Below are 10980 nucleotides of genomic sequence, written 5' to 3'. Positions count from 1 at the left end.
GCCCAACCTCTACCCGCCCTACCTCTTCACCCGGACCCGGGTGAAGTCGATCTCGCCGGACTGGCGGGAAAGCGTCGTCGAATTGAAGAAAAGCCTCCTCACCCGGAATTACGTCGGCACCACTTTCGGCGGCGCCATTTTCGCGGCCTCCGACCCCTTTTTCATGCTGATGCTGATCGGGATCTTCGGCATCGAGGATTACATCGTCTGGGACAAGGCCGCGACCATCGAGTACAAGCGACCGGGGCGAAGCACCCTGACTCTGCGCTTCGTCATCACCGATCAAGATATCGCGGCGATCCGCAAGGACCTGGAGGAAGATGGAAAATCCGAGCCGATTTTCCACGTCGACGCCGTCGACCGCCAAGGCCACGTCTGCGCCACGGTGAGCAAGACGATTTACATGCGGAAGAAATGAATCAAGGCCGGAGGCTTAAAGAACAGCCTCCGCCGCCCAGGGTTCCGATCGGCGGGTTGTCGCCGCCCGGCGGCTCTCCTCCCAGTCCCGAATCGTCGCCGTCGCCATCGTCTTCATCGCCGTCCACCGGGGCGCCGCTGGGATCGGGAACGCAATCCCTCAGCTCCAGGTGGAGGCAGCCCGATTCGGGGTCGCAGGAGTCGGCCGTGCAATCGTCCTCGTCGTCGCATCGCAGGGCCTGACCCGGAACGCAACCGGTGGCGCCGCAGCTTTCCTGGCCGTTGCAGATGTCGCCGTCGTCGCAGCTTCCCAACTCGGATTCGAGCTCGCAGAGCGAACTGCAGCAATCGCCGTCCTCGCGATTGCCGTCGTCGCAAGCCTCGCCCTCGTCCAGCAGGCCGTCGCCGCAATAAGGCCCGCCGTCGCAGAGCGGCGCGCTCGCGATGAGGCAATCGAGCTCGCACTCCTCGTTCAAATCGCAGATCAGGTCGCCGCAGATCGAGCCCAGGCAATCCTCAGGGCAGGTTTCGGCGCTCTCGGTCACGTCGCAGAGAAAATCCCCGCACAAGCAATCGTCGGTGCAGGCTTGGTTGTTCTCCAGGCAGGGGTCGCAGCGATAGTCGCCGCAAAATCCACAATCCTCAAGGCAGTCGCTCGCTTCTTCGGCTTCGCAGAGGCCGTTTCCGCAGGATTGGGCGGAAACCTCCTCGGCGGCCAACGGCAAGAGGAGGAGCATTCCCCAAATGGCGGGCCTAAGGAACCTCATGACTCAGTTTGCTCCGCCCTTGACGCACCATACTCGATGGCTTTCGGTGCTTTTCGAGATCAAATGGGTTCCCGACACGCCGAATTTCACCGCGAAGGCCTGAGTCGAGCCCGAGCCGTTGTCGGTGGGCACTTCGGAAGCCGAGATGTAATAGACGTTGGGATCGACATGCTCGAAAGGGGCCCCTGCCACGACGCCGTCAAAGTCGGCCAAAGTGTGAAGCTCCTCGATTTTGGGCAGCCGCCAGCCGAAACCTCCCAAGCTCCGATCGTTGCACAGCCGGATCGAATTGGCCCAGCCGGCACCGCTGCCCTCGCTGGGACTCTTTTCCCAGATCAGGTTGGTCATTCGGTCCAGCACCGCGAGCCCGGCAAGGGACTGCAATACCACGAAGCGGCTCTCCACCGGAACCGGCGTCCAGGGCCGCAAGGCGTTGGCCCAAAGAGTGGGTAACGGTGCGGCCAGGAGGACTGCGGCCATAAGGATTCCTCCCACGAAAAACTTCTTCATGGTCCTCTCCTTTTGAAACGATATTTGCTTGGATGAGATGGCGGGAAAACCCTCACCTCACTCCTCCCCTCGGCGAAAATTATCCGGCGACCGAAAAGTATAGTAAAGGCCTTATTTGCGCAGCAGCGCGGCCTCGAGCTCCGGCGTCGACGCGATCTCCATCTCGATTTTGAAGGGATTCTTCGAGAGGTAGCCGAGCGAGGCTTCCCAGCGCAGGGCCTGGCCGAAGCGGCCGGTGGCGTTGGTCGAGAGCACCGGGGTCGGCGAAAAGAACTCGAAGCGGAAGGTCATCGAGTTCATCATCATCTCTTCCATGTTCTTGGAAAGCTCTTCGGCCTCCTTGCTCTCTTTCTTCTCCGGCTTCTTGGCCTTCACCTTGCCCGGCTTGAACTCGCGGCTGATCCGCAAAGTCCCTTGCTTGGTCTTCTCGACTCGATAATCGTTGCGCTGGGAAAAAATGTGGTCGATGGCCTCGCGGCTTTTCTTGGCCGACTCCCGACTCTCCTTGCCGGAGCCCTTGCCCAAGCCCGAATAAATATCGCCTAGGCTCTTCAATGAAGGCAGCGAGGCCGAAAACCAGACCCTTTGCTTGCCGTACTTGGTTTCCTCGCCCCGGCCCAGCAGCTTGGCGCCGTCGAGAGCCGCGAAGACCTCCTCGAGCTCGCGGTTCATGTCTTGGGTCTTCTCGTCGGTTTTCTTGTCGGGCATTTCGGGAACCAGCACGGTCAAGGTGAAATCGACGCCGCCGTCGGGCCGAAGCTGAGTCACTTCGTCGAACTCGATGCAGCCGACGAGCAGGAAGGCGGTGAGCGCGTGAAAGGCCAAGAGCGTTTTCTTCATCGATTTTCCTCCGGATTGCGCAGCCACTCCAAGCGGCCGCCGCCCGGCTCCCAGGCCGAGACCTCGAGAAAGGCGACCGCCGCCCGCGGCACAACCGCCTCGCGAAGCGGCAGGCCCCAGATCAACGCCGCCAACAGCAGGCCCAGGCTCGGCATGTGCCCGACCAAAGCGACCGATTCCTCCCCGCTCGCCTGCAGCTGGGCAAGCAGCTGGGCCACTCCGGTCTCGGGCAAGAGCCAATCGGCGATCTCCGGCGCCAAATCCCAGAGAGCGGCGAAAGGAACGGCGCTTTGCCGGGCCCGCAACAAGGGGCTGCAGAACAGGCGCCGGGGCCGGCTTTCCATTCCGGCCATGCGGGTCGCCATCGACTCGACGTCGGCAAGACCGGCCGAGGTCAGGGCCGGGCCGGCCGGATCGCTCGAAAAGGAATCGCATTCGCCGTGGCGGATCAACCAAAGTCGCATTTCATGGTTTTAAAGAGGGAAGGCTTCGGGGGCAAGGAAACGATTAAGCGGCCACCAGGTTGGCAACATGCTGGCGGGCTTGCTTCCAGAGGTTGCCGCGGGAGAAGGAGACGACCCGGCTGACGTCTTCGTCGGTGACGAAGGGGTTGGAAAGGAGGAGAGCTTCCATCTTGCTCATCAGGTTTTCGGCATTCAGGATGCTCTTTTGAGCCAGGCCTTGGTCGGCCGTCTTGAGGATGGTTTGGAGCTGGCCTTGGATCTGATTGAAGAGCTGGGGGACCGTTTCGTTTTGATTCTGCATTTCCATGTCTGATCTTAATTGCAAGCGAAAGGCCGGAAATGCCAAGATGGAGATATCGAATATAACTCATTAAAATTATAAGATATTTCTGTTTTACTTCATTGTGGCTCCCAATGGATTACATTTTATGTAAGTACAAATTATATAAATTAATTCCTTATATTAAAAACAAAAGTATATAAATCCTAGAAAGCAAATCTTTCCAATCCTTGACGCGTACACCGTCTAGCCCTAATGATTCTTCGACAAGGAGCGCTCATGGCCAAACGAATCATCCTCTTCCTCGCCGTCAATTTCCTGGTGGTGATGACCATCTCGGTGCTGCTGAACGTCTTCGGGGTCCGCCCCTACCTGACTCAGTACGGCTTGAACTACACCTCGCTGGCGATCTTCTGTCTCATCTGGGGCATGGCCGGCTCCTTGATCTCGCTGGCCCTCTCCCGCCAAATGGCCAAGTGGACGATGGGCGTCCAAGTGCTCGACCCTCAAAGCTCCGGCGCCGACGAGCAAAGGCTGATCCAAACCGTCCACCATCTCGCGCAAAGCGCCGGCCTACGCGACATGCCCGAAGTCGGCGTCTACGATTCGCCGGAGTTGAATGCCTTCGCCACCGGGCCGACCAAATCGCGGTCCTTGGTGGCGGTCTCGACCGGCCTGCTGCGCTCGATGAACTATGAGGAGGTCGAAGGCGTCCTGGGTCACGAGATCACCCATATCGCCAACGGCGACATGGTTACGATGACCCTGCTCCAAGGGGTGGTGAACGCCTTCGTGATGTTTCTCTCGCGGGTCATCGCCTACGCCATCGCCGTCGCCATGCGCAGCGAGCGCGACAGCCGCGGCCTCTCGACCGGCATTTTCTACTTGGTGAGCTTCCTCTTGGAAATCGTCTTCATGATCTTGGGCTCGATCGTGGTGGCCTGGTTCTCGCGCTTCCGCGAGTACCGGGCCGACCAGGGCGGCGCCATGCTCGCCGGCCGGCAAAAGATGATCGGCGCCCTGCGAGCCTTGCAGCGCAATTACGAGGTCGTCGATCCCAAGCGCAACGCCGCCATCGAAACCATGCAGATCTCGGGCCGGGGCTCGGGGCTGATGCGGCTCTTCGCCTCCCACCCGCCGCTCGAGCTGCGGATTCAGCGGCTGCAAGAGGCGGCTTAGCCAGCCATGTCATCCTGAGCGAAGCGAAGGATCTGCGACCTGCCAAGGCACTTTATAAGGCCCAAATCGTTTCGGTTATCCTAACGGGAGTCCGGAAAGACGAAGGAACTACTAAGTCCCGTCGTTTCTTGGTCAGTCGCAGATCCCTTGTGCCCGTAGTTTGGGTATTCGCTTCGCTCAGGATGACCCCGCTCTTTTCGGGCCTTTCCTTCCCAGACCAGGACGAACACGCTCGGCAAGATGATTAGGGCCGCCAAGCCGATGCGGGCGCTCAACTCCTCGCCGCCCAAGGACCAGCCCAACAGCAAGGCCACGGCCGGGTTGACCAAGGCATAGGTCGAGACCCGGGCCGGATTGCTGTGCTTCAACATGTAGAGATAAGCCGAAAAGGCCACCACCGAGCCGAAGACGACGAGATAAACCCAAGATGCCAAGGAAGCCGCCGTGACTGCCGAGAGCTCGAAGCCACTCGCCTCGCCCCGAACGAAGGCCAACAGCAAGAGAACCAGCCCACCCCCGATCATTTCCAGCGCGGTCGTCCACCAGGGAGACTTGGGCAGCCGAATCGATCGCGACAAAACCGAGCCGAGCGACCAGGAGAAGGCGGAAGCCACCACCAGCAAGGCCGGCAGCAAGGGCACCGCCGGCAGAAGCTCGGTGTTCGAGGGATAAACCAGTAGGACAACCCCGCCCAAGCCGGCGATTCCAGCCAAGAGCTTGAGCGGCTGCAAGCGCTGCCGGCGGCCAAAAAACCGGTCCAGGACCATCATCCAAAGCGGCGTGGTGGCGACGATCATCGCCGCGATGCCGGAGGGAAGTCCCGACCGCTCGGCCCAGACCACCCCGCCGTTGCCGACCACCAGCAGCAAGACGCCGATCAGAAAGGCGCCCAGGATTTCACCGGGCCGAGGCAAAGCCTCGCGCTTGAGAAATAGAGCCGAGGCCACCAGCAAACCGGCCGTCAGGAAGCGGGCTCCGGCCATGCCGAAGGGCGGCAAGCTCTCGACGGCGAAGCGGATCGCCAGGTAGGTCGAGCCCCAAACCAGGTAGACGATGGCGAAGCAGAGCCACAGCCCGAGGCGGGAAAATTTGGCTTCGATTTGTTCCGGCGGCGCCGAGCTCATCTGCAACTCCGAGTCTTCCAAGGCCTCGACCAAGAGCCGAGCCCTGCCCTTCCCCCGATACCATTGCCCGGCCTCCAAGAGATAGTCGCCGGGATCGCCTTCGGCGGTGAGCCAAACTCGGCCTTTCCGAAGGTGAACCGTCGGTCCGGCGCCGCTCAGCAAACCGCCGCTGGGTAGCAGGAAGGAATCCATCGCCGCCAGCTTAGGGAAAAGCCCTTGACCAGAACAGATTCAGATAATAAATTTTGTAACCATTACAGTTTTATCTGCTAACAAACTGTGCTTATGAAGATTGCCTTACACTGTATATGACCACCAACTCTTCCCCCGCCCGATCCGAAGACGCCCGGCTCTACGAGCAAGTCGCGGCCAAGATCGCCCGCCTGATCGAGGACGGAACCCTTCGGGCCGGCGACCGGATCCCCTCGGTCCGCCAAACCAGCCAGCAGCATGGGGTCAGCATCTCGACGGTCTTGCAAGCCTTCTTCCTCCTCGAAAACCGGGGCTTGGTCGAGGCCCGGCCCCAATCCGGCTTCTACGTCAAACCCCGGCTCAAGGCATTGCCGGCCATCCCCAAGCCGACGACCCCGCCGGCCGGCGTCTCCCGCCCGACCATGAGCGACTACATCGTCGACGTCATCGCCTCGACCCGCGACCCCGAGGTGGTCCCGCTCGGCGCGGCGACCATTTGCTCGGAACTGCTGCCGGTTTCGGCCCTGAGCCGGCTCATCGCCCAGCTGGCCCGCGACACCCGGGAAAAAATCCTGGTCTACGACATGCCGCCGGGGAGCCCCGCTCTCCGCCGCCAGATTTCGCTTCGATCCTTGGATTGGGAGGTCCCGGCCGGACCCGAGGAAATCCTGACCACCTGCGGCGGCACCGAGGCTCTCAACCTCTGCCTGCAGGCGGTGACCAAGCCCGGCGACACCGTGGCCATCGAATCGCCCTGCTATTACGGCATCCTCCAAATCCTCGACAACCTCGGTTGCCGGACGGTGGAGATCGCCACCGATCCCGGCGAGGGTCTCTCGCTCAGCTCGCTGAGCTCGGCCCTCAAGCGCCACAAGATCAAAGCGGTGGTGAGCATCTCCAATTTCAACAATCCGCTGGGCAGCTGCATGCCCGACGAGAAAAAGCGGGAGCTGGTCCGCCTCCTCGCCCGGCGCCGGATTCCGCTGATCGAGGACGACATCTACGGCGACCTCTGCTTCGGCGAGGCTCGCCCCAAGACCGCCAAGTCCTTCGACCGGGAGGGCTGGGTCCTGCTTTGCTCGGCGTTCTCCAAAACCTTGGCGCCGGGCTTCCGGGTGGGCTGGACCATGGCCGGCCGCTTCCGCAGCCAAGTCGAAAAGCTGAAAATCGCCGGCACCATGGCCACCGCCACCTTGCCTCAGATGGCACTGGCCGAATATCTCCAGAACGGCGGCTACGAGCGCCACCTGCGCCAGCTCCGCCGGGCGATTCAAGTCCAGGTCGAGCGCTGCATCGAGGGAGTGGCCCAATACTTTCCGGCCGATACCCGGGTCACCCGGCCCGCCGGCGGCTGCGTCCTCTGGGTCGAATTCCCGAAAAAGGTCGACGCCCTGAAGCTGCACGCCGAAGCCCTGGCGGCGAAGATCAGCATCGCACCCGGCCCCATCTTCTCGCCCAAGCAAAAATACCGGAACTACATCCGCCTCAATGCCGGCCATCCCTGGTCGGCACGAATCGAGGGCGCGCTCCGCCGATTGGGCGAGCTGGCGCGATCTCAGGCCGAGCGGGACTAAGGCCCCTCGCTACCAGGCAACTTTTTCTCCGATCAGTCGAAAAAGGCTCGATGATTCGCCAACTTGCCTTAGCAATGGGGATTTTCGGTATCCTGGCCGCGCTGCCGGGGCTGAGGCCCGACGCCCGGGCCACGGTCGACAATACGACCTGCACGGTCCTCTCCAATTCGGACAGCGTCGACGACTTCAATTCCCTGCGCCGCAAGATCGAGCAAGGCTACAACCGGGACAATTACCGGATGTGCACCGAGAAGGTCGATTTCGGCGGCTCCCAAAATTATACGATCAAGCTTCAAGGCACCCTCCTGCTGCACAACGAGAACGACCTCGATTGCCCGGCCGGCCCCGGCAAGCCGGCGGTCTGCGGCGACGGCTGGGGCTTCATCCTCGACGGAACCACCGCTTCCTCGGTCCTGATCGACGCCACCGGCCTGGCCGAAGGCACTTGCGCGATCCGCCTCCAAGGCAACCGAATTTCGCTCCGCGGCTTCAAGATCAGGGTCAACAAGCGCGAGAGCGCGATTTGCGACGAGGGCTCGAACAACGACACCAGCGGAGTGGAAATCGAAACCGCGAACCCGGAACCGACCCCACTGCCCACCCCGAGTCCGACCCCTCCTCCGACCCCGGACCCGACTCCGACCCCAACGCCCAGTCCGAGCGCCAGCCCGACGCCCTCGCCGACGGCGACTCCGACCCCGACTCCCAGTGCCAGCCCGACGCCGAGCCCGACGGCCACACCGAGCCCTTCGCCCACCGCGACGCCCAGCGCCACGCCCGACCCCGACCAAGACCACGACGGCGTCGGCAACGGCAGCGACAATTGCCCTTCGATATCCAACCCCGAGCAAAAAGACAGCGACGGCGACGGCATCGGCGATGACTGCGACGACGATTTTTCGGTGAGCCCCGGCGACGACGACGGCGACGGCCTGCTCAACGAGGATGACAACTGCCCCAATGCCGCCAATCCGCTCCAGGCCGACGCCGACGCGGATGGGACCGGCGACGCCTGCGACACTCAGATGGAAGTGAACATCCCCGAGCGTTTCCCTGGCTTTGAAAAGGGCTCGACCTCCTGCTCCTTGGGGGTCGCCGCGGCACCGGCCGGCTCGGCATTGTGGGTTTTACTTTCGCTCTTGCCTGCGTTAGTCAGGCGAGCAAGGACCGGCTTTGCCGGTCCGCGCAGCTAATTCAAAGAATTTGCGAAGTAAAATAGCCCATGGAAGCGCTGAGTCCCGACCGCGAGCCCATTTATTCCGTCACCGAGCTGACCCGCGATTTAAAGTCCCTCCTTGAAAGCCGCTACGGCTCGATCTGGGTCAGCGGCGAGATCAGCAATTTCCACGCTCATTCCTCCGGCCATTATTACTTCACCCTCAAGGACGAGGGCGCCCAAATCGGAGCGGTGATGTTTCGAGGCTCCAACCGCTCACTCAAGTTCAAGCTCGAAAACGGCCTCGAAGTCGTGGCCCATGGCCGGCTCAGCGTCTACGAGCCTCGCGGCAATTACCAGCTGGTGATCGAACACGCCGAACCCAAGGGCTTGGGCGCCTTGCAGCTCGCCTTCACCCAGCTGCGCGACCGCCTGGCCAAGGAAGGCCTTTTCGAAGCCGACCGCAAGCGGCCCATCGCCTATTTCCCGCGCCGGGTCGGGATCGTGACCAGCCCCACCGGGGCGGTGATCCGCGACATGGTCCGGATCCTGCGGCGGCGCAATCCCTGCGTCAGCATCCTTTTATATCCGGTCAGCGTCCAGGGCGAAGCCGCGGCGCCGGAAATCGTCCGCGGCATCGAGACCCTCAATCGCCACGGTGAAATCGACACTCTCATCGTCGGCCGCGGCGGCGGCTCGCTCGAGGACCTCTGGGCCTTCAACACCGAGGCGGTGGCCCGGGCCATTTTCGCCTCGGAGATCCCGGTGATCAGCGCCGTCGGCCACGAAACCGATTACACCATCGCCGATTACGTCGCCGACCTCCGTGCCGGGACGCCTTCGATGGCGGCCGAGCTGGCGGCGCCGGTGGCCAACGAGCTGCGAGCCACCCTGGCCGAGCGGCGGGTCCAACTCTGGCGGGCCTGGAAACGGGGCCAAGAGGCCCGGCGCGAAAAATTGAAGTTTTGGCTCAGCCATCTGCCCCATCCCAAACGCCGGCTGGAGGAGATGGCCCAACGGCTCGACGAGGCCCGGGAGCGCCTTCATTCGGCGATGACCAGCGGCTTGGAAGACCGGCGACGGCGGCTTTCCCACCTGTCCGAGAAGCTGGAGGTGCTGTCACCGCTGTCCATCCTGAGCCGCGGCTACTCGATCGTCCGGAAGCTCGGGCCCAAGGGCGACGAAGCCGAGATCGTCAAGACTGAAAAGCAGGTGAAGGCCGGTGACAGGATCTCCATCCAACTCCGAGAAGGAAAACTAAAAGCCGAGGTAAAGTAAGCAACACCCCCCTTTGAAAAAGGGGGGCTGGGGGGATTTAAAGCGCCGGCAAAAAATCCAACCTCGGCACTTGGCCAAACCCGTCAAATCCCCCCTCAATCCCCCCTTTTTCAAAGGGGGGAAGATTCAACATTGACTCTCCCTGCGTTCAATTTTAATGAGACTCATGCCTTCGGCACCCAAAGACAATTTCGAAGCCTGCCTGGGCAAGCTCGAGGAAATCGTGGAAAAGCTCGAAGAGCCGGATCTCCCGCTCGACCAGTCGCTGAAGCTCTTCGAGGAAGGAATCAAGCAAGCCCGCTCCTGCGAGAGCCGGCTCCGCGAAGCCGAGGGCAAGGTGGAAAAGCTCATCGAAGAAAACGAAGCCTTTAGGAAAGAACCACTCGACCTATGACCGAGAAGCTCGACCTGCACGCCTACCTCGAATCGCGCAAGAAAATCGTCGACCAGGCACTGAAGGACTTTCTGCCTTCTTCCGACACCTGGCCGACCGAGCTCCATCAATCGATGAATTACAGCATCGCCGCCGGCGGCAAGCGGCTGCGGCCGATCCTGGCGATCGCCGCCGCCGAAGCCCTGGGCAAGGGCCACGAAAGCGTTTTGCCGACGGCCTGCGCTCTGGAGTTCATTCATACCTATTCGCTCATCCACGATGACCTGCCGGCGATGGACGACGACGACCTCCGGCGGGGCCAACCGACCAACCACAGGGTTTATGGCGAGGCCATGGCCATCCTGGCCGGCGACTCGCTCCTGACCGAAGCTTTCCACCTGATCGCGAGCAACGCCAAGCCCGAGCAGGCGGCGGTGGCCTTGGAGGTCATCTCGCGGATCGCCGCCGCCAGCGGCTCCCGGGGCATGGCCGGCGGCCAGGCCGTCGACCTTTTGAGCGAAAAAGTGAAAATCTCGCTGGAAGAGCTGGAGCGCCTCCATCGCCACAAGACCGGCAAGCTCATTCAAGTTTCGATCGAGGCCGGCGCCCTGACCGCCGGCGCCGACCGGCGCCAGCTCGAATCCTTGAGCCGTTTCGGCGAGTGCATCGGGCTCTCCTTCCAGATCGCCGACGACGTCCTCGACATCGAGGGCGGCGAGGAGATCGGCAAGGACATCGGCAGCGACATCGCCAACGAGAAGGCGACCTACCCGGCCCTGCTCGGCCTCGAGGAATCGAAGCGCTTGGCCCGGGAGCTGACCGAAGA

At 62.1% G+C, this 10980-nt stretch carries 13 protein-coding genes; 7 read left to right on the top strand and 6 right to left on the bottom strand.

The window, feature by feature from the left end:
* Positions 1-418, top strand: a 418-nt coding sequence (locus VJR29_06275; GenBank protein ID HKY63005.1) for a DUF4442 domain-containing protein, incomplete at its 5' end; no start/stop codon positions are given.
* 1 nt (position 419) lies between these two features.
* Here the strand turns inward: VJR29_06275 and VJR29_06270 are convergent.
* The 5 genes from VJR29_06270 to VJR29_06250 form a co-directional block, all read right to left on the bottom strand.
* Positions 420-1154: a hypothetical protein gene (locus VJR29_06270; protein HKY63004.1), complete on the bottom strand. Its 735-nt coding sequence runs from the start codon at positions 1152-1154 to the stop codon at positions 420-422.
* Positions 1155-1187: 33 nt separating this feature from the next.
* Complete coding sequence (locus VJR29_06265) at positions 1188-1664, bottom strand: DUF1566 domain-containing protein (GenBank protein ID HKY63003.1); 477 nt, start codon at positions 1662-1664, stop codon at positions 1188-1190.
* Between the two features lie 141 nt (positions 1665-1805).
* Positions 1806-2534 carry a hypothetical protein gene (locus VJR29_06260; protein HKY63002.1) on the bottom strand — a complete coding sequence of 243 codons (729 nt, stop codon included), beginning with the start codon at positions 2532-2534 and terminating at the stop codon, positions 1806-1808.
* On the bottom strand, positions 2531-2998 hold the full coding sequence (locus tag VJR29_06255; GenBank protein ID HKY63001.1) for a histidine phosphatase family protein: 468 nt from the start codon (positions 2996-2998) through the stop codon (positions 2531-2533). The genes VJR29_06260 and VJR29_06255 overlap by 4 nt, the downstream gene beginning before the upstream one ends.
* A 43-nt stretch (positions 2999-3041) precedes the next feature.
* A complete protein-coding gene (locus VJR29_06250) occupies positions 3042-3305 on the bottom strand; it encodes a hypothetical protein (protein HKY63000.1) in 264 nt (87 codons plus the stop codon).
* Between the two features lie 228 nt (positions 3306-3533).
* Between VJR29_06250 and htpX the strand changes: the two genes are divergently transcribed.
* Entirely contained in the window at positions 3534-4457 is a 924-nt protein-coding gene (gene htpX, locus VJR29_06245) for a protease HtpX (GenBank protein ID HKY62999.1), read from the top strand.
* 80 nt (positions 4458-4537) lie between these two features.
* On the opposite strand, the gene VJR29_06240 is transcribed toward htpX, so the two are convergent.
* Positions 4538-5773, bottom strand: a complete 1236-nt coding sequence (locus VJR29_06240) for an EamA family transporter (protein ID HKY62998.1) — start codon at positions 5771-5773, stop codon at positions 4538-4540.
* A 116-nt stretch (positions 5774-5889) separates the two neighbouring features.
* On the opposite strand from VJR29_06240, the gene VJR29_06235 reads away from it, so the two are divergent.
* The 5 genes from VJR29_06235 to VJR29_06215 all read left to right on the top strand — a co-directional run.
* Positions 5890-7347, top strand: coding sequence for a PLP-dependent aminotransferase family protein (locus VJR29_06235; GenBank protein ID HKY62997.1), 1458 nt, complete (start codon positions 5890-5892; stop codon positions 7345-7347).
* A 50-nt stretch (positions 7348-7397) separates the two neighbouring features.
* A complete protein-coding gene (locus tag VJR29_06230) occupies positions 7398-8540 on the top strand; it encodes a thrombospondin type 3 repeat-containing protein (GenBank protein HKY62996.1) in 1143 nt (380 codons plus the stop codon).
* Between the two features lie 29 nt (positions 8541-8569).
* Complete coding sequence (xseA, locus tag VJR29_06225; GenBank protein ID HKY62995.1) at positions 8570-9781, top strand: exodeoxyribonuclease VII large subunit; 1212 nt, start codon at positions 8570-8572, stop codon at positions 9779-9781.
* Positions 9782-9947: 166 nt separating this feature from the next.
* Positions 9948-10175 (top strand): exodeoxyribonuclease VII small subunit, encoded by a 228-nt coding sequence (locus VJR29_06220; GenBank protein HKY62994.1) that lies wholly within the window; start codon positions 9948-9950, stop codon positions 10173-10175.
* A partial coding sequence (locus VJR29_06215; protein HKY62993.1) for a farnesyl diphosphate synthase occupies positions 10172-10980 on the top strand: 809 nt, incomplete at its 3' end. The genes VJR29_06220 and VJR29_06215, both read left to right, overlap by 4 nt.

It is taken from the genome of bacterium (genome assembly GCA_035281585.1).
Classification (GTDB): Bacteria; UBA10199; UBA10199; order DSSB01; family DSSB01; genus DATEDP01.
The sequence above is the reverse complement of the archived record's forward strand: the minus strand, read 5'-3'. Positions and strand labels throughout refer to the sequence as shown.